Annotated in this window: 2 protein-coding genes; both read left to right on the forward strand. The window is 73.5% G+C overall.

Annotated features, from left to right (window positions below):
- The first annotated feature begins 2 nt into the window (after positions 1-2).
- The gene (locus OG295_RS03535) at positions 3-2,249 is read left to right on the forward strand and encodes an ATP-binding cassette domain-containing protein (protein ID WP_371675488.1); all 2,247 of its coding nucleotides are present in this window, start codon (positions 3-5) and stop codon (positions 2,247-2,249) included.
- Positions 2,250-2,368: 119 nt separating this feature from the next.
- Entirely contained in the window at positions 2,369-26,419 is a 24,051-nt protein-coding gene (locus OG295_RS03540; protein WP_371675489.1) for a non-ribosomal peptide synthase/polyketide synthase, read from the forward strand.
- The last annotated feature ends 2 nt before the right edge of the window (positions 26,420-26,421 follow it).

The raw sequence follows: 26,421 nt of genomic DNA on the forward strand, positions 1-26,421 counted from the left end.
ATGTGAACCCGCGCTCGGTCACTCCGGGCCGTCAGCGTTGGGACGTCAAGCTGGTGCTCGGACGGCCACGGACGGCCGAGTTCCTCGCCGCCGCGCTGCGCCGCATTCCCGGGATCACCGAGGCCCGGGCCAACCCGGTCACCGGTGGGGTGCTGGTCCGGCACGATGCACGGCTGCGCGCCACGGACGTCGGCCGGATCGTCCGCAAAGCCGTCACCCTGGTCGCGGAGGATCCGACCGGAGCGGGACGTCCGACACCGGTCCGACCCGTCGCCGCCCCGGCCCCGCAGGCGGACCGCGGCCTGGTCGTGCGACCGGTGCTTGCCGTCGGCGGCGGGGTCGCGGCCGGGGTCGCGCTGATCAAGGGGTCGGCGCTGAGCAGGCAACTGGTGGCAGTGGGCGGGGTGGCCGCGTTGACCACGGCCGTCCTCCGGAAGGCCTGGCGCGGAACGGTCGACGCGCCCCAGGAAGCGGCCGGGCCCGGCGTCGAACGTCATCCCCTGCTGGAGATCGTCGGACCGCACCGACGCCGTCTCTACGGGGCCGTTGCCCTGTCCGTCGCCTGCCAGGTCTCGGAGATGGCGCTCGGTACCTTCCTCGGCTGGACCGGACTGGTCCTCATCAAGGGTGAGGCAGCTCCACTGGCTCGCCTCGGCCTGACCACCGCGTCCACCCAACTCTTCGGACTGGCCGGGCTGATGGCCGCCGCCTGTGCCGCCGTGGCGGGCCTCTCGTACGCCTCGAACCTCCAGTGGCGCCGACTCGGCCAGGACATCGAGCACGACTGGCGCAACCGGACGTACGCCCACGTCCAGCACCTCGAACTACGGCACCTGGAAGGCGAGCGGACCACCCGGATCGCCGGCGCGCTCACCGACGACGTCCGTCAGCTGGGCACCTTCTTCGCCACCTCGGCGGGCGACCTGCTGCACCTCGGCACCAGCCTGGCCCTCCTGGTGCCACTGTTCCTGCTGCTGGCGCCACAGATCGCCTGGATCGCGTTCCTGCCCATCCCGGTCATCGCCTGGCTGTCGTTCCACTACCAGGACAAGGTCGCGGCCGACTACGCAGTCTCCGGCGAGCACCGGGCCAAGCTGCACAGCCAGCTGGTGAACACGCTGGACGCCGGTGCCACCGTCAAGAGCTTCTGCACCGAGGATTACGAGGCCGAGCGCATCGACCGGCTGAGCGGGGAGGTCCAGGACAGCAGCCAGCGGACCGACCGGAGCACGATCCGCCACGCCGAGATCGTACGGGTCTGCACGACCAGTTCGATGGCCGGAACCCTGCTGATCGGCGGCCGGTCGGTACTCAACGGCAGCCTGCCGTTCGAGGTGTTCAGCCCGCTCATCGGGCTGCCCCAGATGGTGTTGCTGCGGATGAACCGGCTCGGCGGCATCGTCGACCAGTACCAGCGCACGCTTGTCGCCTACGACCGGGTCCGGCGGCTGCAAGTCCTCCCCCGCGAGGCCGACGGCGACGGCGGAGCGCTCGACGCCCGCAAGGTGCGCGGCGAGATCGTCCTCGACGACGTGACCTTCGCCTATCCCGACCGGCCGCCGGTGCTGGAGGGGCTCTCGCTGGCCATTCCCGCCGGGCAGGTCACCGCCCTCGTCGGTTGCACCGGCTCCGGCAAGACGACCGTCGCCAAGCTGCTGATGCGCTTCCTGGAAACGGAGTCGGGCAGCGTGCTGCTCGACGGGCGGAATGTCCGCGACCTGCCGAGGCAGGATCTGCGCCACGCGATCGGGTTCGTCGCGCAGGACCCTTTCCTCTTCGACGGCACCATCGCCGACAACATCCGCTACGGCAGCTTCGGCGCCTCGGACGAGGCCGTGGTCGAGGCGGCCAGGATGGCCGAGGCCCACACCTTCGTCGCGACGCTGCCGGACGGCTACGACACGGTGATCGGCGAACGCGGCGCAGCCCTCTCGGGCGGCCAGCGGCAGCGGATCGCGCTGGCGCGCGCGATCCTCAAGGACGCGCCGGTGGTGATCCTCGACGAAGCCACCTCCGCCGTGGACAACGAGACCGAGGCCGCCATCCAGCGCACGCTCCGTGTCTTCGCGGCCGACCGGACGATGGTGATCATCGCCCACCGGCTCTCCACGGTCCGCCACGCCGACCGGATCTACGTCATGGACACGGGCGGCGTCGTGGCCGAGCAGGGCACCCACGATGAACTCCTCGCCCTGCACGGACTCTACGCATCCCTCTGGCAGCTCCAGGCCGGAGAGCTCGTCGCCTGACCCCACCAGCCGTACCGCCGGCCGCCCGCCACGTGACGTCACCGCGGCCGGTGCTCCCTGGCGCGCCCTCCCCCCACCCTCCCCCCACGTCTGTCCCACTCCCGGAGGTATTCCCCCCCATGCCCCGTCTCGACGGCGACTCCCTTCCCCTGACAGCGGCCCAGCGCGAGATCTGGCTTGCCGAGCAGAGTTCCCGGACGCCGATCCCGGGCTACCGCGTCGGCGAGTGCCTGGAGATCCACGGGCCGGTGGACCGGGAGCTGTTCGAGACCGCGCTGCGCCGGGTGGTCGGCGAGGTCGACGCCCTGCACGTGACCTTCGTCGACGGCGGCGAGGGCCCGCGCCAGGTCCTCAGGGAGAGCTGGGACTGGGCTCCGGCCCACCTCGACCTCAGCGGGGAGCCCGACCCCCGGGCGGCGGCCGTGGAATGGATGGAGCGGGACCTGCTGCGCCCGCTGGACCTCGCTCGTGACCCGCTGTTCGGCCACGCGCTGATCAAGGCGTCGCCGACGGAGTACCTCTGGTACCTGAACTACCACCACGTGGTGCTGGACGCGATCAGCAGCTCCATGCTCCGGCAGCGGGTCGGCGAGGTCTACTCGGCACTGGCCGAGGGCGGCGCCGTGCCGCCCTGCCCGTTCGGCTCGCTGCGGGACCTGGTCGACAGCGACGCCGCCTACCGCGCCTCCACCGACTTCGCCGCCGACCGCGCCTACTGGACCGAGCGCTTCGCCGACCTGCCCGCCCCGACCCGGCTCACCGACGCCTCCGCGACCGACCCGCACCGCGCCCTCCGGCTGGCCGAGGAGCGGGAACTGCGCCGCCCGGACGCCCTGCGGGCGGCGGCTGGACGTTCCGGCGTCCGGTGGTCCCGGCTGGTGGTCGCGGCGACGGCGCTCTACGCCCACCGGCTGACCGGCAACCAGGACGTGGTGCTCGCCCTGCCCGTCACCGCCCGTCGGGGCGCCGACCGCGACCTGACGGCGGTGCCGGGCACGACGTCCAACGTGGTGCCGCTGCGGCTGGCGGTGCGGCCGGACATGCCGTGGCGCGAACTCGTCGCCCAGGCGGCGCGGGAGGTCGAGACGGCCGTCGCGCACGAGCGCTACCGCAGCGAGGATCTGCTGCGGGACCTCGGCGCCCCCGGCAGTATCGGGACGGCGTTCCCGCTGATCGTCAACATCATGGCCTTCAACTCCAGGCCGAGCTTCGCCGGGCACCCGGCCTCCGTGCACCACTTCGTGTCCGGGTCGACCACCGACCTCGCCGTCTGGGTCTTCGACTACCGGGACGGCAACCCGCCGCTGCTCCGGCTGCACGGCTCGCCGGAAGCGTACGGCGACGACGACCTCGCCGCGCACCAGCAGCGGCTGCTTGCCCTGTTCGACGCCGTCGCGGACTGCGACCCGGACGAGCCGGTGGGGCGGATCGAACTGCTCACCGCCGAGGAGCGCCGCGAGCTGGCGGTGCTCGGCGCCGGCCCGGTGGCGCCGGCCCCGGCCGCGAGCCTGCCAGAGCTGTTCCGGGAGCACGTCCGGGCGACTCCGGAGCTGGTCGCGCTGGTGTGCGGCGACGTCTCTCTGACCTACGCGGAGTTGGACGCGCGGGCGAACCGGCTGGCGCACGCTCTGATCGCGCGGGGTGCGGGGCCGGAGCGGCTGGTGGCGGTGGCGCTGCCGCGCTCGGCCCAGCTGGTGGTGACGATCCTCGCGGTGCTGAAGACCGGCGCCGCGTACGTTCCGGTCGACCCCGAGTACCCGGCCGCGCGGATCGCGTACCTGCTCGACGACGCGCGGCCGATGCTGGTGGTCACCGACTCCCGCAGCGGGGACCGCCTGCCGGACAGCGGTCCGGTCGACCGGCTGGTGCTCGACGCCCCTGAGACGGCCGCCCTGGTGGCGGATTGCCCGGCGGCCGACCCGATGGTGGCCGTCGACCCGGGTCACCCGGCGTACGTCATCTACACCTCCGGTTCCACCGGCAGGCCCAAGGGCGTGCTGCCGACCCACGGCGGCCTGCTCGACCTGCTCGCCGACCTCCGGCAGGTGCACTTCGCGCCGGTGCTGAAGGCGCGGCAGCGGCTGCGGGTGGCGCTGACCACCTCGGTGTCCTTCGACGCCTCCTGGAACCAGTTGTTCGCCCTGTTCGAAGGCCACGAGCTGCACGTCCTGGAGCACGCGACCTGGACCGACCCCGACGCCTTCGTCGGTTATGCGGCGCGTTGCGGACTGGACTACATCGAAGCCACCCCGTCCTATCTCCACGTGCTCGTCTCCCACGGGCTGTTGAATGACCCGCAGTGGCGCCCGGCACTGGTCGCGGCGGGCGGCGAGGCCGTACCGGAGCGGCTGTGGGAGCAGCTGCGGGCGGCGGAGGGGGCATCCTGCCTCAACCTCTACGGGCCGTCGGAATGCACCGTCAACTCGGTGGTCGGGCAGATGGGTTCGAGCGCACGCCCGGTGATCGGCCGGCCCGTCACCAACGCCCGGCTGTACGTGCTCGACGGTGCCCTGCGGCCGCTGCCGACCGGCGCGGCGGGTGAGCTGTACATCGCGGGCGCGGGGCTGGCCCGCGGCTACCTCGACCGGCCGGGGCTGACCGCCGGGCGGTTCGTCGCCGACCCGTTCGGGCCGAGCGGGTCGAGGATGTACCGCACCGGGGACCTGGTGCGGTGGGGGTCGGACGGGAACCTGGAGTTCCTCGGCCGCACCGACGACCAGGTCAAGATCCGCGGCTTCCGGGTCGAGCTCGGCGAGATCGAGGCCGTCCTCGCCGAGCACCCGCAGGTCGCCCGGGCCGCCGTGATGGTGCGCACCGAGGGAGAATCCCGGCTGGTCGCCTACGCGGTGCCCGAGCCCGGTGCCACCGTGACCGACACCGCCCTGCGCGACCACCTGCAGGACCGGCTGCCCCGGCAGCTGGTGCCGGCCGCGTACGTGCTGCTGGACGCGCTGCCGCTGACCCCGAACGGCAAGCTCGACCGGCGGGCCCTCCCGGCGCCCGAGCGAGCGCCCGCCGCGCCGGGCCGGGCACCGCGCACCGCGACCGAACACCTGCTCGTCGGGCTGTTCGCCGAGGTGCTCGGGGTGTCCGAGCCCGGGCTGGACGACAGCTTCTTCGACCTCGGCGGGCATTCCCTGCTGGCCACCCGACTGGTCGCCCGGGCCCGCTCGATCCTCGGCGTGGAGCTGCGGCTCGGCGACCTGTTCGACGCGCCGACGGTCGCGGAACTGGCGGCGGCGGTGGACGTCGCGGGCCGGGCGCGGCCGGCTCTGCGGCGGTGTGAGCGGCCCGAGGCGGTTCCGCTGTCCTTCGCGCAGCGCCGGCTGTGGTTCCTGCACCGCATGGAGGGCCCGAGCGCCACGTACAACATCCCGCTGGCGCTGCGGCTGTCCGGGAACCTGGGCCAGCGGGCCCTGGAAGCCGCTCTGGCGGACGTGGTCGAACGGCACGAGAGCCTGCGCACCGTCTTCCCGGTGCTCGACGGCGTGCCCTGCCAGCGGGTGCTGGACCCGGGCGCGGCACGGCCGCGGCTGCGGGTGACCGAAGTGGGCGAGCGTGACCTGCCGGAGCGGCTGGCGGAGGCGGCCCGGCACGGCTTCGAGCTCTCCGAGGAGTCGCCGCTGCGCGCCGAGCTGTTCCGGCTCGGCGCCGAGGAGCACGTGCTGCTGCTGGTGGTGCACCACATCGCCGGTGACGGCTGGTCGACGGGGCCGCTCCTGCGGGATCTGACGAGTGCCTACGCGGCCCGTGCCGAGGGGGCGAAGCCGGAGTGGTCGCCGCTGCCGGTCCAGTACGCCGACTACGCCCTCTGGCAGCGGGAACTGCTGGGCGACGGCGCGGACCCGGGCAGTCTGCTGAACAGTCAACTCGCCTACTGGCGGGATCAGTTGGCGGATCTTCCTGAGCAGGTCGAGCTGCCGTTCGACCGGCCCCGGCCGGCGGCGATGTCCTACCGGGGCGCCCACCTGCCGGTGCGGATCGACGCCGAGCTGCACCAGGGCCTGCGCGCGCTCGCCCGGGACGGCGGGGCCAGCCTCTTCATGGTGCTCCAGGCCGGACTGGCCGCCCTGCTGGGCAAGCTGGGCGCGGGCACCGACGTACCCGTGGGCACGCCGATCGCCGGACGCACCGATGAGGCCGCGGACGACCTGGTCGGCTTCTTCGTCAACACCCTGGTGCTGCGCACCGACCTCTCCGGCGACCCGTCGTTCACCGAACTGCTGGGCAGGGTGCGGACCGACGCGCTGGCCGCGTACGCGCACCAGGACGTGCCCTTCGAGCACCTCGTGGAGGCGCTGAACCCGACCCGGTCGCTGGCACACCACCCGCTGTTCCAGACCATGCTCGCCCTGCAGAACGCGCCGCTGGGCACGTTCGACCTGCCCGGACTGCGGGTGGCGAGCGACCTGGTCCACACCGGGACGGCCAAGTGCGACCTGACCTTCATCCTGGCCGAACAGCCAGGTGAGGACGGCCTGTCGGGCGTGGTCGAGTACAGCACCGACCTGTTCGACGAGGCCACCGTGACCGGGATCGTCGAGCGGTGGCTGCGACTGCTGCGCGCCGTCGTCGCCGACCCCGGCCGGCGGATCGGCCAGGTGGACGTGCTGTCCGCCGACGAGCTCCGCGCGCTGTTCCCGGCGCGTACCGACCGGAGCGAGGGGGCGTCGGAGAGCGGCCTGACCGCGCTGTTCGAGCGACAGGTACGGGCGAACCCGGCCGCCGTCGCCCTCACCGACGGCGAAGTCACCCTGACGTACGGCGAGTTGAACGCCCGCGCGAACCGGCTCGCGCACGCCCTGATCGACCGGGGGGTGAGGCCGGAGCAGCGCGTGGCGCTGGCCCTGCCGCGCTCGGCGGAGCAGGTCGTGGCGGTGCTCGCCGTGCTGAAGGCGGGCGGCGCCTACCTGCCGGTGGACCCGCAGTACCCGGCCGCCCGGATCGCCTACTTGCTCCAGGACGCCCGGCCCGCGCTCCTCGTGACCACGAGCCGGACCGGCGACCTGCCGGGCGCGGACCCGGTGGACCGGCTCCTGCTGGACACCGCCGACCTGGACGGGCTGCCGGACACCGACCCGGAGGTCTCCCTCGACGCGGGCCACCCCGCCTACGTTATCTACACCTCCGGGTCCACCGGCAACCCCAAGGGCGTGGTGGTCACGCACCGGAACGTGGTGCGGCTGTTCGGCACGACCGAGGAGCTGTTCGGCTTCTCCGCAGAGGACGTCTGGACGCTCTTCCACTCCTACGCCTTCGATTTCTCGGTGTGGGAGTTGTGGGGCCCGCTGCTGTACGGCGGCCGTCTGGTGGTCGTGGACCACGAGACCAGCCGCTCGCCCGGCCGCTTCCTGGAGCTCCTCGCCCGCGAGCGGGTGACCGTGCTCAACCAGACGCCGTCCGCGTTCTACCAGCTGATGCAGGCGGACGCGGAGGCCCCGGAGACCGGCCGCCCGCTCGCGCTGCGCACGGTGGTGTTCGGCGGTGAGGCGCTGGAGCACGCCCGGCTGGCGAGCTGGTACGAGCGGCACCCGGACGACGCGCCGCTGCTGGTCAACATGTACGGCATCACCGAGACCACGGTGCACGTCACGTACGCGGCGCTCGACCGGTCCGGCGGCGCCGTCGGCGGGATCGGCACGGCCATTCCGGACCTGCGGACGTACGTGCTGGACGCCCACCTGCGGCCGGTGCCCCCGGGCGTGCCCGGCGAGCTGTACGTGGCAGGCGCCGGGCTGGCCCGCGGTTACCTGAACCGGCCCGGCCTGACCGCCGGGCGCTTCGTGGCCGACCCGTTCGGACCGCCGGGATCGCGGATGTACCGCAGCGGCGACGTGGTGCGCCGCGCGGCGGACAACAGCCTGCACTACGTCGGCCGGGCCGACCAGCAGGTGAAGGTGCGCGGCTTCCGGATCGAGCTCGGCGAGATCGAGGCGGCGCTGGCCGAGCACCCCGGCGTCGCCCAGGTCGCCGTCCTGGCCCGGCAGGACCGGGCCGACGACACCCGGCTGGTCGCGTACCTGGTGCAGGCCACGGGCCGCGTACCGAGTCCGGCCGACCTGCGTGGGCACCTGTGCGAGCGGTTGCCGGAACACATGGTGCCGTCGGCGTTCGTCGTGCTGGACACGCTGCCGCTGACCGCCAACGGCAAGCTGGACCACCGGGCCCTGCCCGCCCCCGACCTCGCCCCGCCGGCCACCGCCCGCGCTCCGCGCACCCCGCAGGAGCAGGTCCTCTGCGAGCTGTTCGCCGAGGTCCTGGGCGTGGCGTCGGCCGGCGTCGAGGACGGCTTCTTCGACCTGGGCGGGCACTCTCTGCTGGCCACCCGCCTGGCCGCCCGGATCCGCGCGACGCTCGGCGTGGAAATGCCGCTGCGCACCCTGTTCGAGGCGCCGACCCCGGCCGGCCTGGCCGCCGCACTGGTGGCGGCCGGACCGGCGCAGACCGCCCTGGCACGGCGTGAACGCCCCGAGGCGATCCCGCTGTCGTTCGCGCAGCGGCGGCTGTGGTTCCTGCACCAGCTGGAGGGCGCCGGCGCGAACTACCACATCTCCCTGGCCTGGCGGCTGTCCGGGGATCTGGACCGGCGCGCCCTGGAGTCCGCCGTGGCGGATGTGGTCGAGCGGCACGAGAGCCTGCGCACCGTCTTCCCGGCGGTCGACGGAGTGCCGCACCAGCAGGTGCTGGACGTCGAGGCATCCCGCCCGCGGCTGCTCGTCAGCCGGACCACTGAGTCCGAGCTGCCGAACGTCATGGCGGAAGCGAAGGCCCGTCGGTTCGACCTGGCGGTCGATGTGCCACTGCGTGCCGGGCTGTTCGAGCTGGCGGCGGACGAGCACGTGTTCCAGGTGGTCCTCCACCACATCGCGGGTGACGGCTGGTCGCTGGGCCCACTCGCGCAGGGCCTGACCAGCGCCTACGCGGCGCGCCGCCGCGGCGAGGAGCCGCAGTGGGAGGAGCTGCCGGTCCAGTACGCCGACTACACCCTGTGGCAGCACGAGCTGCTCGGCGACGCGGCCGACGGGGACAGTCTGTTCGCCCGCCAGGCGGCCTACTGGACCCGGCAGCTGGCCGATCTGCCCGAGCAGCTCCAGCTGCCCGGCGACCGGCCCCGCCCGGCGGTCGCCTCGCACCGGGGCGGTTCCGTGCGTGCAGGGCTGGACGCCGAGCTGCACCGCGGGCTGCGCGAACTCGCCCGCGCCCACGGCACCAGTCTGTTCATGGTGCTTCAGGCCGGGCTGGCAGTGCTGCTGAGCAAGCTCGGCGCGGGCGACGACATCCCGGTCGGCAGCCCGGTCGCGGGCCGTACCGACCAGGCGCAGGACGAGCTGGTCGGCTACTTCGTCAACACCCTGGTGTTCCGTACCGACACCTCGGGCGATCCGACGTTCGCCGACCTGCTGGGCCGGGTCCGGGAGACCGCGCTGGCCGGGTACGCGCACCAGGACCTTCCGTTCGAGTACCTGGTCGAGGCCCTCAATCCGGTCCGGTCGCTGGCGCACCACCCGCTGTTCCAGGTCATGCTGGTGCTACAGAACGCGCCCCGGGCCGACTTCGCGCCGTCCGGGCTGCGCGTCGGCGACATGCCGTCGACGTCGACCACCGCCAAGCTCGACCTGATCTTCACCATGTCCGAGCGGCACGCGCAGGACGGCTCCCCGGAGGGGATCGACGGGTGCGTCGAGTACACCGGCGACCTGTACGACCCGGCCACCGTCGAGACGATGATCGAGCGGTGGGAGCGGCTGCTCCGCGCCGTGGTCGCCGACCCGCAGCGGCGGCTCAGCCGGTTCGGCCTGCTCACCGCCGAGGAGCACGGTGAGTTGGCGGCGCTGGGTACCGGCCCGGCGGCCCAGGCCTTCACCGAGAGCCTGCCGGAGCTCTTCCGGGCTCAGGTGCGTGCGACTCCGGACGCCGTCGCGCTGGTGGGGCCGGAAGCATCGCTGACCTACGCGGAGTTGGACGCGCGGGCGAACCGGCTGGCGCACGCTCTGATCGCGCGGGGTGCGGGGCCGGAGCGGCTGGTGGCGGTGGCGCTGCCGCGCTCGGCCCAGCTGGTGGTGACGATCCTCGCGGTGCTGAAGACCGGCGCCGCGTACGTTCCGGTCGATCCGGAGTACCCGGCCGCGCGGATCGCGTACATGCTCGACGACACCCGACCGGTCCTGGTGGTGACCGACACCCACACCCGGGGCCGGCTGCCGGACACCGGCCCCGCCGGATGGCTGGTGGCCGACGACCCGGAGACGACCGCGCTGGTGGTGGGGTGCCCATCGACGGACCCTGCGGTGGCCATCGACCCGTGCCATCCGGCCTACGTCATCTACACCTCCGGTTCCACCGGCACGCCCAAGGGCGTGGTGGCGACGCACGGCGGCTTGCGCAACCTGTTCGCCGACCAGTGTCCGCTGGTCTTCCGGACGGGGAAGCGGATGCGGATGGGGCTGACCACGTCCGTGTCGTTCGACGCCTCCTGCGACCAGATGTTCGCCCTGTACGCCGGCCACGAGCTGCACGTCCTGGACGAGGCGACCTGGACCGACCCGGACGCCTACCTCGAGTACGCGGCGCGGGCCGGGCTGGACACGGTCGGCGGTACCCCGTCCTACCTGCAAGTCCTCGTCGACCACGGCCTGTTGGACAATCCGCGGTGGCGTCCGTCGCTGGTCGGGCTGGGCGGGGAGACCGTTCCGGACCAACTGTGGGAACGGTTGCGGGCGGCCGACGGGGTGTTCGCCCTGAACTACTACGGGCCGGCCGAGTGCACGGTGGACTCGACCTTCGCACCGCTGGAGTCGAGCCCGCGCCAGGTGATCGGCCGCCCACTCGGCGGTGTCCGGTTGCACGTGCTCGACGCCGCGTTGCAGCCGGTGCCCGCGGGTGTGCCGGGCGAGCTGTACATCGCCGGTGCGGGGCTGGCGCGCGGCTACCTGAACCGGCCGGGCCTGACCGCGGGACGGTTCGTGGCGGACCCGTTCGGTCCCGGCGGTTCGCGGATGTACCGCACCGGTGACCTGGTGCGGTGGGGATCGGACGGGAACCTGGAGTTCCTCGGCCGCATCGACGACCAGGTCAAGGTCCGGGGATTCCGGATCGAGCTCGGCGAGATCGAGGCGGCACTGGCGGAACACCCGCAGGTCGCGCAGGCCGCCGTGACCGTCCGGCAGGACCGGGCGGGGGACACCCGCCTGGTCTCCTACCTGGTGCCCGCCACCGGGGCGGAGCCTCGGCCGGAAGACCTGCGGGCCCACCTGCGCGAGCGACTGCCCGACTACATGGTGCCGGCCGCGTTCGTCTCCCTTGACGTACTGCCGCTGAACGCCAGCGGCAAGCTGGACCGGCGCGCACTGCCCGAGCCCGAGTACGCGGGGTCGCGGGCCGGCCGGGCCCCGCACACTCCTCAGGAACACGTGCTGGCCGGGCTGTTCGCAGAGGTGCTGGGCCTGCCTCAGGTCGGTGTCGACGACGACTTCTTCGACCTCGGCGGGCACTCCTTGCTGGCCACCCGGTTGGTGGCCCGGGTCCGTGCGGCCCTGGGCGTGGAACTGGCGCTGCGCACCCTGTTCCAGACCCCGACGGTGGCCGGGCTGGCCGCCGGGCTGGGCGGCGCGGACCGGGCCCGGCTCGCCCTGGGGCGGGCGGAGCGGCCCGTGGGGGCACCCCCGGCCGAAGGCCGGGGGATGGTGCCGCTGTCGTCCGCTCAGCGGAGGCTGTGGTTCCTGCGCCAGCTGGAGGGCGCCGACTCGGGCTACAACATGCCGCTCGCGTGGCGGCTCTCGGGGCCACTGGACCTGGCTGCCCTGGAGGCGGCGCTGGGCGACGTCGTCGACCGGCACGAAACCCTGCGCACGGTCCTCCCGGCCGTGGACGGAGTGCCCCACCAGCAGGTGCTGGCCACCGCAGAGGCGTGCCCGAGGCTGTCGGTCACCACGGCCGACGAGACGGTCCTGCCGGAACTGCTGGCGGAAGCCGCGGCGCGCGGATTCGACCTCGCGGCCGAACCTCCGCTGCGCGCCGAGGTGTTCGAGGTTTCGGCGGACGAGCACGTGCTGCTCCTGGTGATGCACCACATCGCCGGTGACGGCTGGTCGCTGGGCCCGCTGGCCGCCGACCTGGCCACCGCGTACGCGGCACGCCGACAGGGCGAGGAACCGGGGTGGGCACCGCTGCCGGTGCAGTACGCCGACTACACCCTGTGGCAGCAGGAGCTGCTCGGCGACCCGGCCGACCAGGACAGCCTCTTCGCCCGCCAGCAGGCCTACTGGACCGAGCAGTTGGCAAACCTGCCGGAGCAGATCCGGCTCCCCGCCGACCGCCCTCGCCCCGTGACCCCCTCCTGCTCCGGCGGCCACCTCGCGATCGAACTCGACGCCGAACTGCACGCCGGGCTGATCCGGCTGGGCCGGGAGCGCGGCGCCAGCGTGTACATGGTGCTGCAGGCCGCCCTGGCATCGCTGCTGGACAAGCTCGGCGCGGGAACGGACATCCCGGTCGGCAGCCTGATCGCGGGCCGGACCGACGAGGCCCTGGACGACCTCGTCGGATTCTTCGTCAACACCCTGGTGCTCCGCACGGACACCGGTGGCGACCCGACCTTCGCCGAGCTCCTTGGCCGGGTCCGCGAGGGCGCGCTGGCCGCGTACGCGCACCAGGACCTGCCGTTCGAGCACGTCGTCGAGGCCCTCAACCCGTCCCGGTCGCTCGCCCGTCAGCCGCTGTTCCAGGTGCTGCTCGCGCTGCAGAACGTGCCCCGCACCGAGTTCGCGCTGGACGGTCTGGCCGCTGAGATCGTCCTGGTGCGGACGCCGACGGCGATGTTCGACCTCGGTTTCCACCTGCTGGAGCGCGGCGGCACCGGCGGGCCGGCCGAGGGCATCGTCGGGCGGGTCGAGTACAGCACCGACCTCTTCGACCCCGCCACGGTGGAGGCACTGGTCGCCCGGTGGCTGCGTCTGCTGGCGTCGGTGGTCGCCGAGCCGGACCGGCCGCTGAGCCGGATCGACGTCCTCACCGCCGAGGAACGGCACGAACTGCTGGTCGTACGCAACGACACCGCCTGCCCGGCTCCCGATGCCGGCCTGCCCGCTCTGTTCGAGGCGCAGGTACGGGCGACCCCGGAGGCTCCGGCGGTGGTGTTCGAGGACACCGTGCTGACCTACCGGGAGCTGAACCGAAGGGCCAACCGCCTGGCGCACGGACTGATCGCGCGCGGGGTGGGGCCGGAGCAGGTCGTCGCCCTGCGGCTGCCGAGGTCGACCGAGCTGGTGGTCGCCGTCCTCGCGGTCCTCAAGACGGGTGCGGCGTACCTGCCGGTCGACCCGGACTATCCGGCCGCCCGCATCGCGTACATGCTGGACGACGCCCGGCCTGCCGTGGTGCTCGACGACCTCGCGGCCGTCACACCGGACGGGGACCTGCCGGAGCACGATCCGGCCGTCGCCGTGGACCCGCGGCACCCGGCCTACGTCATCTACACCTCGGGCTCCACCGGCAGGCCCAAGGCCGTGGTGATGCCCGCCGCCGGGCTGCTGAACCTGCTGGCGTGGCACCACAGGTCCGTCGGTGGCGGACTCGGCACGCGTACCGCGCAGTTCACCGCGATCAGTTTCGACGTCTCGGTGCAGGAGACGCTCTCCGCGCTGCTGTACGGCAAGACCCTCGTGGTGCCGACCGAGGAGCAGCGCCGCAGCGCCGAGCTGTTCGCCCGCTGGCTGGACCGGCACGGGGTCGAGGAGCTGTTCGCGCCCAACCTGGTGGTCGAGGCGCTGGCCGAGGCCGCGGAGGAGGCCGGGCTGGAACTGCCCGGCCTGCGGCTGGTCGCCCAGGCCGGTGAGGCGATGCGCCTCGGCGGTGCCGTGCGCCGCTTCCAGACCCGCCGGCCGGGCCGGGAACTGCACAACCACTACGGGCCCGCCGAGACCCATGTGATCACCGCCTACCCGCTGCCGGCCGACCCCGCCGACTGTCCGCTGCCGGTGCCGATCGGCCGGCCGATCGCCAACTGTCAGACATACGTGCTGGATTCGGCGCTTCGACCGGTCGCCCCCGGCGTGCTGGGTGAGCTGTACCTCGCCGGGGCGGGACTCGCCCGCGGCTACCTGAACCGGCCCGGGCTCACCGCGACGCGGTTCGTCGCCAACCCGTACGGTCCGGCCGGCGCGCTGATGTACCGCACCGGTGACCTGGTCCGCTGGCAGGCCCACGGCGAGCTGGAGTTCGCGGGCCGGGTGGACCACCAGGTGAAGATCCGCGGGTTCCGGGTCGAGCCGGGCGAGATCGAGGCCGAGCTGGCCGCGCACCCGGGTGTCGCCCAGGTCGCGGTGCTCGCCCGGGAGGACCGGATCGTCGCGTACGTCGTCCCGCCGGCCGGGGCCGGGGCGACCGCGGCGGCGCTGGCGGCGTACCTGCGCGACCGGGTGCCGGACCACCTGGTACCGTCCGCGTTCGTACTGCTCGACGCGCTGCCGCTGACGCCGAACGGGAAGCTGGACCGGGCGGCGCTGCCCGCGCCCGAGCCGGGCCCGGCCGCCGGCGGCCGGGCGCCGCGCACGCCGCAGGAGCAGATCCTGTGCGAGCTGTTCGCCGAGGTGCTGGGCGTGCCGCGGGTCGGGGTCGACGACGGCTTCTTCGACCTGGGCGGGCACTCCCTGCTCGCCACCCGGCTGGTCTCGCGGGTCCGGGCGACCCTCGGGATCGAGCTGGAACTGCGCAGCCTGTTCCAGGCGCCGACACCCGCCGGGCTAGCGGCCGGGCTGCACGACGCCGGCACCGCGCGGCAGGCCCTGGTACCCCGGCCCCGCCACGATCCGATGCCGCTGTCGTTCGCCCAGCGCCGGCTCTGGTTCCTCCAGCAGTTCGGGGCGCCGAGCGCGACCTACCACATGCCGCTCGCCCTGCGGCTGTCCGGCGACCTCGACCGGGCCGCGCTGAGCGCCGCGCTCGCGGACGTGGTGGCCCGGCACGAGACCCTGCGCACGGTCTTCCCGCACACCGCCGGAGTCCCGTACCAGCGGGTGCTGGACGCCGGCGAGGCAGCCGTCCCGCTGACCGTACGCGCGGCCGGCGAGGCGGAGGTGCCCGCCCTGCTGCGCGAGGCGGCGGTACGGGCGTTCGACCTGACCTCGGAAGTACCGCTGCGGGCGGAGCTGTTCGCGCTCGCGCCGGACGAGCACGTGCTGCTGCTGGTGATGCACCACATCGTCGGGGACGGCTGGTCCATGGGCCCGCTGGCCCGTGACCTGGCCACCGCCTACACCACCCGGCAGGGCGGTGGGGCTCCGGCATGGCCGCCGCTGCCGGTCACCTACGGCGACTACACCCTGTGGCAGCACGAGATCCTCGGCGACGAGCACGACACGGACAGCGTGTTCGCCCGCCAGGTCACCTACTGGACCGAGGCGCTGGCCGGGCTGCCCGAGCAGCTGCAGCTGCCTGCCGACCGACCGCGCCCGGCCACCATGTCGTACGGCGGCGACCTGCTGGAACTCCGGATCGACGCCGAACTGCACGCGGCACTGCTGGAGTTGGCCCGAAGGTCGGGTGCCACCCTGTTCATGGTGCTGCAGGCCGCGCTCGCCGCGCTGTACACGCGGCTGGGTGCGGGCACGGACATCCCGATCGGGTCTCCGATCGCGGGGCGTACCGACGAGGCGCTGGACGGGCTGGTCGGGTTCTTCATCAACACGCTGGTGCTGCGGACCGACACGAGCGGTGATCCGAGTTTCGCCGAGCTGCTGGGTCGGGTGCGGGAGACGGCACTGTCGGCGTACGCGCACCAGGACGTGCCCTTCGAGCACCTGGTGGAGGCGCTGAACCCGTCCCGCTCGCTGTCGCACCACCCGCTGTTCCAGACCGGGCTGGTCGTACAGAACGCGCCGGGCGGCGACTTCGAGCTGCCGGGTCTCCAGGTCTCCGCGGTGACCGTGCCCACCGGGACCGCGCGGCTCGACCTGACCTTCGGGTTCGCGGAGGAGTACGGGACCGACGGCGCGCCGGCCGGGATCGGCGGTGCGGTCGAGTACAGCACCGACCTGTTCGACCGCTCGACGGTCGAGGCGCTGGTCGCCCGGTGGACCAGGCTGCTGGCCGCGGTCGCCGCCGCGCCCGACCAGCCGATCGGCGGGATCGACCTGCTGTCCGCAGAGGAGCGCTGTGAGCTGCTGCCCGTTGTCCAGGGCGGGGCGGCCGGGGTGAGCCTGCCGGAACTGTTCGCGGCGCAGGTGACGGCGACGCCGGACGCGGTCGCGCTCGTCTGCGGTGGTGTCGAGGTGACGTACCGTCAACTCGATGTTCGCGCGAACCGGTTCGCGCACACGCTGATCGCCCGGGGCGTCGGTCCGGAGCAGACCGTGGCCGTGGCGTTGCCGCGGTCGGTGGAGTCGGTGGTGGCGGTCCTGGGCGTGCTGAAGGCCGGGGCCGCGTACCTGCCGGTGGATCCGGGGTACCCGGCGGCGCGGATCGCGTTCATGCTGGACGACGCGCGGCCGGCCGTGGTGGTCGACGATCCGGCACTGGTGACCGAGGCTTCCGGTCGGCGGGAGACCGATCCGGATGTCGTGGTGGACGCCCGGCACCCGGCCTACGTGATCTACACATCGGGCTCGACCGGCCGGCCGAAGGGCGTCATGGTGAGCCACACCGGCGTGTCGGGCCTGGTGGCGGCGCAGGTCGACCGGCTCGGCGTGGCGCCGGGCAGCCGGGTCCTCCAGTTCGCCTCGCCCAGCTTCGACGCGTCGTTCTGGGACCTGTGCGGCGCCCTGCTCACCGGTGCCGCCCTCGTCCTGGCCCCGTCCGAGGCCCCGCTGGAGGCCCTGACGGACCGCCGGCTCGACGTCACCCACGTGACGCTTCCGCCCTCGGCGCTGGCCGCGTTGGAGAGCTCCGACCTCACGGCCACCACCCTGGTGGTGGCCGGTGAGGCCTGCACGTCGGAGCTGGTGGCCCGGTGGGCGCCGGGCCGGCGGATGATCAACGCGTACGGTCCGACGGAGACGACGGTGTGCGCGACCATGAGCGACCCGCTGTCCCCGGGGCGCGGTGTACCGCCGATCGGCCGATCGGTCGCGGGCTTCCGGGTGTACGTCCTCGACGAGCGACTGCGCATCGTGCCGCCGGGAGTGGCGGGGGAATTGTACGTCGCCGGCCCCGGTCTGGCGCGCGGGTATCTGAACCGGCCCGGGCTGACGGCCGGGCGGTTCGTCGCCTGCCCGTTCGGGGCCGGTGAGCGCATGTACCGCACCGGAGACCTGGTGCGCTGGCTGGGCGACGGCGAGCTGGAGTACGTCGGCCGTGCCGACGACCAGGTGAAGGTGCGCGGCTTCCGCATCGAGCCCGGCGAGGTCGAGGCGGCGCTGGCCGAGCACCCCGCCGTCGCCCAGGCCGCCGTGCTCGCCCGGGACGACCGGCTCATCGGCTACGTCGCGGCCCGTCCCGACGTGGCCTCCCACAGCCCCCTGCCGGGGGGACCCCCAAGCCCTGCGGAGCTGGCGGCGTACCTGCGTGGCAGGCTGCCCGAGTACCTGGTACCGGCTGTCTTCGTGGTGCTGGACATGCTGCCGCTGACGCCGAACGGGAAGCTGGACCGGGCGGCGCTGCCCGCGCCCGAGCCGGGCCCGGCCGCCGGCGGCCGGGCGCCGCGCACGCCGCAGGAGCAGATCCTGTGCGAGCTGTTCGCCGAGGTGCTGGGCGTGCCGCGGGTCGGGCTCGACGACGACTTCTTCGACCTGGGCGGGCACTCCCTGCTCGCCACCCGGCTGGCCGCGCGGGTGCGCTCGGTGCTCGGAGTGGAGGTGGCGCTGCGCGCGCTGTTCCAGGCGCCCACCGTGGCCGGCCTGGCCGAGGCGCTGGGTGGGGCCGGCCACGCCCGCCCGGCGCTGACCACGCACGAGCGGCCGGAGGCGGTGCCGCTGTCCTTCGCCCAGCGCCGGCTCTGGTTCCTGCACCGCATGGACGGCACCGCCGCGACGTACCACATCCCGCTGGCGCTCCGGCTGACCGGGACGCTCGACCACGCGGCGCTGGACGAGGCGCTGGCCGACGTGGTGGCCCGCCACGAGAGCCTGCGGACGGTCTTCCCGGAGGTCGACGGCGTACCCCGCCAGCTCGTCCTCGACCCGGCCGAGGCCCGGCCCCGGGCGCGGCTGACCGAGATGTCGGAGGCCGAACTGTTCGAGCAGCTGGCCGAGTTCGCACGACAGCCCTTCGGCCTGGAGGCCGAAGCGCCACTGCGGGCGGAGCTGTTCGTACTCGCGCCGGACGAGCACGTGCTGCTGCTGGTGATGCACCACATCGCCGGTGACGGCTGGTCCACCGGTCCGCTGGCCCGCGACCTCGCCGAGGCGTACGCCGCCCGGTGCGAGGGGCGCGCGCCGCAGTGGCCGGTCCTGCCGGTGCAGTACGCGGACTACACGCTGTGGCAGCGCGACCTGCTCGGCGACGCCGCCGACCCTCAGAGCCGGTTCGCCGAGCAGCTCGACTACTGGAAGCGTCAGCTGTCCGACCTGCCGGAGCTGCTCCAGCTGCCCGCCGACCGGCCGAGGCCGGCCGTCGCCGGCTGGCGCGGGGACCACGTCGGCCTGGAGCTGAGCCCCGAACTGCACGCAGCCCTGGTGGAGTTGGCCCGCAACTCGGGCGCGAGCCTGTTCATGGTGCTGCAGGCGGCGCTGGCGGCGCTGTACACGCGGCTGGGTGCGGGCACGGACATCCCGATCGGGTCTCCGATCGCGGGGCGTACCGACGAGGCACTGGACGATCTGGTCGGGTTCTTCGTGAACACGCTGGTGCTGCGCACCGACACCAGCGGCGATCCGAGTTTCGCCGAGCTGCTGGGTCGGGTGCGGGAGACGGCACTGTCGGCGTACGCGCACCAGGACGTGCCCTTCGAGCACCTGGTGGAGGCGCTGAACCCGTCCCGCTCGCTGTCGCACCACCCGCTGTTCCAGACCATCCTGGCGGTGCAGAACGCTCCGATGGGCCGATTCTCCCTCCCCGGTCTGGACGTCGCCGCCTACGCGGTGGCCACCGGAACCGCCAAGTTCGACCTCGGTGTGAGTCTCGTCGAACAGTTCGGTCCGGACGGCAGCCCGGCGGGGATCGTCGGCGCGGTGGAATACGCCACCGACCTGTTCGACCGCTCGACGGTCGCGGCGCTCGCCGGGCGCTGGACGCGCCTGCTGGAGGCGGTCACCGCCGACCCGGACCGGTCGATCGGACGGATCGAGCTCCTCGACGCCGACGAGCGGCACCGTTTGCTGGAGCGGGGCAACGCGACCGCCCGCGAGGTGGCGGCCGTCCCGGTGCCGCAGGCGTTCGCGGCTCAGGTCGCGGCGACCCCGGACGCCCTCGCGCTGGTGTGCGGCGACGCCGAGTTGACGTACCGGCAGCTGAACGTCCGGGCGAACCGGTTCGCGCACGCGCTGATCGCCCGGGGCGTCGGCCCGGAGCAGACCGTGGCCGTGGCCCTGCCGCGCTCGGTGGAGTCCGTGGTGGCCGTCCTGGGCGTACTGAAGGCCGGGGCCGCGTACCTGCCCGTGGATCCGGCGTACCCGCCGGCGCGGATCGCGTACATGCTGGACGACGCCCGGCCGGCCCTGATGGTCGACGACCCGGCGCTGGTGACCGAGGTGTCCGCCTGGCCGGACACCGATCCCGTGGTCGCGCTCGACGTCCGGCACCCGGCCTACGTGATCTACACCTCGGGCTCGACCGGCCGCCCCAAGGGCGTCGTGGTCGGCCACGGCGGCGTCGCGAGCCTGGTCGCCGCACAGATCGAGCGGTTCGCGATCGAACCCGGCAGCCGGGTGCTCCAGTTCGCCTCGCCCAGCTTCGACGCCTCGGTGTCGGAGATCTACACCGCCCTGCTGCGCGGCGCGGCCCTGGTGCTGCCCCCGACGGCGGACCCGGTGGCCGCGCTGGCCGACCGGGACCTCGCCGTCACCCACGTGACCGTGCCCCCGTCCGTCCTCGCCGCCCTGCCGGAGGGCTCGGTGCAGGTGCCGACGCTGGTGGTGGCGGGTGAGGCGTGCCCGCCGGAACTGGTGGACCGCTGGGCGCCCGGACGCCGGATGATCAACGCGTACGGTCCGACCGAGACCACGGTGTGCGCGACCATGAGCGCCCCGCTGTCCCCGGGGACGGGCGTCCCGCCGATCGGCCGTCCGATCGCCAACACCCGGGTGTACGTACTGGACGAGCGGCTGCGGCCGGTGCCGACGGGCGTGGCGGGTGAGCTGTACGTCGCGGGCGCGGGACTGGCGCGCGGCTACCTGAACCGGCCGGGCCTGACGGCCGGACGGTTCGTCGCCTGCCCGTTCGGGTCCGGTGAGCGCATGTACCGCACCGGAGACCTGGTGCGCTGGCTGGGCGACGGCGAGCTGGAGTACGTCGGCCGTGCCGACGACCAGGTGAAGGTGCGCGGCTTCCGCATCGAGCCCGGCGAGGTCGAGGCGGCGCTGGCCGAGCACCCCGCCGTCGCCCAGGCCGCCGTCCTCGCCCAGGACGACCGGCTCGTCGGCTACGTCGTCCCGCACCAGGACGAGGCCCGGGACAGTGGCCTGGAAGCGGACCACGTGGGCGAGTGGCAGGACATCTACGACGCCCTGCCCATCACCCCCGAGGAAGCCGGCTTCGGTCAGAACTTCGTCGGCTGGAACAGCAGTTACGACGCGAGTCCGATCCCCGTCGAGCAGATGCGCCAGTGGCGGGACGCCACCGTGGCCCGCATCCTGGCCCTGCGCCCCCGCCGGGTGCTGGAGGTCGGCGTCGGCACCGGACTGCTGCTCTCGCAGATCGCACCGCACTGCGAGACCTACTGGGCGACGGACTTCTCCGCCACGGCGGTCGACGCGCTGACCGCGCAGGTCGGCCGACAGGACGACCTGGCCGAGCGTGTCGTGCTGCAGACCCGCCCGGCGCACGACACCGAGGGCCTGCCGGCCGGGTGGTTCGACACCATCGTGATCAACTCGGTGGTGCAGTACTTCCCGTCCGCCGACTACCTCGCGGACGTGATCGGGAAGCTGATGCGGCTGCTCGCCCCCGGCGGCACGCTCTTCGTCGGCGACGTCCGCAACCTGCGGCTGCTGCGCCCGCTGGCCACCGCGGTCCAGCTGCACCGCACCGGTGCCGACGGTGACCTCGCGGCGGTGCGCCGCGCGGTGGAGCAGGCCGTCAGGGTGGAGAAGGAACTCCTGGTCGACCCGGACTTCTTCACCGTCCTGCGGGAGCACGGCACGGACATCGGCGCGGTGGCCGTGGAGGTCAAGCGCGGCCGTCACCACAACGAACTGATCCGCTACCGCTACGACGTGACGCTGCACAAGGCCCCGGTCGTTCCGGCGGCCCCGGGCCGGACGGTCGAGCTGGAGTGGGGACACCGGCTCGCGGGACTGGCCGAGCTGCGCGAACTCCTCGCCCAGCCGCCCGCCGACGTGCTGCGGATCACCGGAGTGCCGAACCGCCGGGTGCTGCGCGAGGCCGCCCTTTCCCGGGCACTGCAGAACGGCGACAGCTCGCTCGCCGAACTGCTGGAGCGGCTGCACGGACCGGAGGAGAGCGAACTCCCCGACCCGGAGGACTTCCAGGTCATCGGGCTGGAGTTCGACCGCTGGGTGGGCGTCACCTGGTCGGCCACCGTGGCCGACGCCTTGGACGTCGTCTTCGCCGGCCCGCGGGCGCATCACGGCTCCCCGGCCGAGCCGTACCGGTCGGCCCGGACCACCAGCACGCCGCTGTCGTCGCTGACCAATTGTCCGACCGGCAGCCGGGGCACCGGCGCACTCATCGGCGAACTCCGCGAATGGCTGCGCGGGCGACTGCCCGACTACCTGATCCCGTCGGCGTTCGTGGCGCTGGATTCGTTGCCGCTGACGGCCAGCGGCAAGCTCGACCGCCGCGCGCTGCCCGCGCCCGACCTGGGGCAGGCCGGAGCCGGGCGGGCGCCGCGGACCCCGCAGGAACAGCTCCTCGCCGAGCTGTTCGCCGAGGTGCTCGGCCTGGCCCAGGTCGGTGTCGAGGACAGCTTCTTCGACCTGGGGGGACACTCACTGCTGGCGACCCGCCTGGCCTCCCGCGTCCGGGCGACCCTCGGCGCGGAGCTCGAGGTCCGGACTCTGTTCGAGACGCCGACCGTGGCCGGACTGGCGGCCTGCCTCGACGGCTCCGGCACGGCCCGGCCCACGCTGACCGCCCGGCCGCGACCCATGGGGGCACCCCCGGCCGAAGGCTGGGGGAAGGTCCCGCTGTCCTTCGCCCAACGCCGCCTGTGGTTCCTGCACCGGATGGACGGCCCGAGCGCCACCTACAACATGCCGCTCGCGCTGAGCCTGACCGGCGAACTCGACCGCCCAGCCCTGCACGCCGCGCTCGCGGACGTGATCGCCCGGCACGAGAGCCTGCGGACGGTCTTCCGCGAGACGGACGGTGTGCCGTACCAGGTCGTGCTGAGCGCTTCACAGGCGCACCCGGAACTGCCGGTGGTCGAGCTCGACGAGAGCCGGCTGGCCGAGCGGCTGGCGCAGACGGCCCGGCGCGGCTTCGACCTGGCAGCGGAGCCGCCGGTCCGGGCGGAGCTGTACGCGCTCGCCCCCGACCGGCACGTGCTCCTGGTCGTGGTGCACCACATCGCCGCCGACGGCTGGTCGATGGGGCCGCTCTCCGACGACCTCGCGGCCGCCTACACGGCGCGCTGCCGTGGCGAGGAGCCGCAGTGGTCCCCGCTGCCGGTGCAGTACGCCGACTACACCTGCTGGCAACGCGACCTGCTCGGCATCGCTGCCGACCCGGACAGCCTGTTCGCCCGGCAACTGGCCTACTGGAAGGACGAACTGGCGGGCATTCCGCAGCAGGTGCGGCTGCCCGCCGATCGGCCCCGGCCGCCGGTGGCCTCCCAGCGGGGCGGCCGGGTCGTGGTCCGGCTGGACCCCGAACTGCACCAGGCACTGCGGGACCTGGCCGCCGAGCGCGGCGCCAGCATGTTCATGGTGCTCCAGGCCGGCCTCGCCGCGCTGCTCACCCGGCTCGGTGCCGGTACGGACATCCCCGTGGGCAGCCCGATCGCCGGCCGTACCGACCAGGCGCTGGACGACCTCGTCGGCTTCTTCGTCAACACCCTGGTGCTGCGCACCGACACGAGCGGCGATCCCGGCTTCGCCGAACTGCTCGGCCGGGTGCGGCAGAAGGCGCTCGCCGCGTACGACCACCAGGACGTGCCGTTCGAGTACCTGGTCGAGGTGGTCAACCCGGCCCGTTCGCTGTCGCACCACCCGCTGTTCCAGATCATGCTGGCCCTGCAGAACGCGCCGGTGGGCGAGTTCGCCCTGCCGGGCCTGGAGACCGGCCACCTGGAGGCGTCGACCGGGACCTCGCGGGTCGACCTGACGTTCAGTCTGACCGAGCAGTTCCGCCCGGACGGTCCCCCTGGGCCTGGCGGCCCGGGAGGTGCCCCCAGCCCCGACGGCCTGGTCGGCGCGGTGGAGTACGCCACCGACCTGTTCGACCCGGCCACCGTGGAGCTGCTGTTCGAGCGCTGGGCGCGGCTGCTGCGCGCGGCGGTCGCCGACCCTGACAGGCCGATCAGCCGGATCGACATCATGTCGGGCGAGGAACGCCGCCGGCTGCTGTCCCGGTCCACCGGCGCCGCGGTCGAGCTGCCCGAGGCCGCGTTGCCGGAGCTGTTCGCCCGCCAGGTGCGCGCCACCCCGGACGCGGTGGCCGTCGTGGCGGGCGCCACCGAGCTGACCTACCGGGAACTCGACCAGCGGTCCAACCGCCTCGCGCGGGCACTGATCCGCCAGGGCGTACGACCGGAGACACCGGTCGCGGTGCTGCTGGACCGCTCGGCGGACCTCGTCGTGGCGCTCCTGGCGATCATCAAGGCGGGCGGCGCCTACACGCCCCTCGACTCGCGCTTCCCGCAGTCCCGGATCGACCTGATCCTCCAGGAGGCCGGGGCCGCCCTGGTGCTCACCGAGGACGTGCTGACCGCCTCGATCGAGGGCGAACCCGACGCGTCCGACATCCAAGTACGCTGCGACCAGCGGCAGTTGGCGTACGTGATGTACACCTCCGGCTCGACCGGCCGGCCGAAGGGCGTGGCCGTCACCCACCGAGACGTGGTGGGCCTCGCGCTCACCCCTGAATACCACGGCGGCGGACACGAGCGGGTGCTGATGCACTCCCCGACCGCCTTCGACCTCTCGACCTACGAGCTGTGGGTGCCGCTGCTGGGCGGCGGCCGGGTCGTGGTCGCACCGCCCGAGCGGCTCGACCTCGACCTGCTGCAGCACACGATCAGCACGCACGGGGTGACCGGACTGTGGCTGACGGCCGGGCTGTTCCGCCTGGTCGCCGAGGAGCGGCCGGCCCTGCTCGCGGGGGTCCGCGAGGTGTGGACCGGCGGTGACGTGGTCTCCCCGGCCGCCGTCGCCCGGGTGCTGGAGGTCTGCCCCGGCATCGAGGTGGTCAACGGCTACGGGCCCACCGAGGCCACGACCCTGGCTACCCGCCACCCGGTGCACAGCCTCCCCGAGCACGCCGCGACCGTGCCGATCGGCGGGCCGATGGCGAACATGCGCGCCTACGTCCTCGACGACCGCCTGCGGCCGGTGCCCACGGGCCTGGTCGGCGAGCTGTACCTCGCGGGGACGGGCGTGGCCCGCGGCTACCTCGGCCGACCCGGCCTGACCGCGGAGCGCTTCACCGCCGACCCGTACGGGCCGCCCGGGAGCCGGATGTACCGCACCGGCGACCTGGCGTGGTGGCCGGCCGAGGGCACACTGGAGTTCGCCGGACGGACCGACCACCAGGTCAAGCTCCGCGGTCTGCGGATCGAGCCCGGCGAGATCGAGGCGATCCTCGCGAGCTGCCCGGGCGTCGCCCAGGCGGCCGTCGTCGCCCGCGAGGACCGGCCCGGCGACAAGCGGCTCGTCGCCTACCTGGTGCCCGGCCCCGAGAGCACGCCCGAGACGGGCGAGCTCTCCGGGCGACTGCGCCGTGAACTGCCCGACTACATGGTGCCGTCGGCGTTCGTCACCCTGGACACGCTGCCGTTGACCGCCAACGGCAAGCTGGACCGGGCCGCCCTGCCCGCCCCCGAGTACGGGGCACAGGGCACCGGACGCGGCCCCCGGACGCCGCGGGAGCAGCTGCTGTGCGGCCTCTTCGCCGAGGTCCTCGGCCGGGAACAGGTGCACATCGACGACAACTTCTTCGATCTGGGCGGGCACTCGCTGCTGGCCGCCCGCCTGGCCTCCCGCGTCCGCGAGACCCTCGGCCTGGAACTTGGCCTGCGCATGCTGTTCGAGGCGCCGACCGTGGCCGGACTCACCGAGCGCCTGGTCATGGACGACCCCGCCGACGCGCTGGACGTGGTGCTGCCGCTGCGTTCGACCGGGACCGGCACGCCGCTGTTCTGCATCCACCCCGGCGGCGGCATCAGCTGGTCGTACAGCGGGCTCCTGAACCACATCGGCCCCCAGCACCCGGTCTACGCGATCCAGGCGCGCGGCCTGGGCCGGCCCGAACCCCTGCCGACGTCCTTCGAGGAGATGGCTGCCGACTACGCCGACCAGATCCGCAAGATCCAGCCCGAGGGCCCGTACCTGCTGCTCGGCTGGTCGGCCGGCGGGCTGATCGCCCACGCGATCGCCTGCGAGCTGCAGGCGCGCGGCGAGCGGACCGCGCTGCTGGCCATCCTCGACGCCTATCCGGTGAAGGACGTGCAGTTCGAGGAGATGCCCGTGCCCACCGAGCGGGACGTGCTCGTCGGTGTGCTCGACGTCGACCCGGACGAGCTGGGCGACCGGGAGCTGACCTACGCCGAGGTCGCCGAGGTCCTGAACCGGCGGGGCAGCGCGCTGCAGGGCCTGACGGAGCAGCAGATCGAGGTCATCGTCCACATCATGATCAACAACGCGAGGCTGGCGGTCGACTTCGTCCCCGCCGGGTTCGACGGCGACCTGCTGCTGTTCAACTCCACGATCGACCGTGACGGGGACGACGCCGGGCCCGCGACCTGGCGCCCGTACATCGCGGGCCGGATCGAATCGCACGAGATCACCACCCGGCACAACCGGATGACCGAAGCCGGCTCACTGGCCCAGATCGGACCGGTCCTGGCCGCCCGCCTCGCCGAGGTCACCGGTGACACCCCAACCCACCACCAGGAGGACTGATT

The organism is Streptomyces sp. NBC_01276 (assembly GCF_041435355.1).
Lineage (GTDB): Bacteria > Actinomycetota > Actinomycetes > Streptomycetales > Streptomycetaceae > Streptomyces.

Coding starts and splice junctions, on each gene's coding strand:
- OG295_RS03540 (WP_371675489.1), top strand. CDS start 2,369: ATGCCCCGTCTCGACGGCGACTCCCTTCCCCTGACAGCGGCCCAGCGC.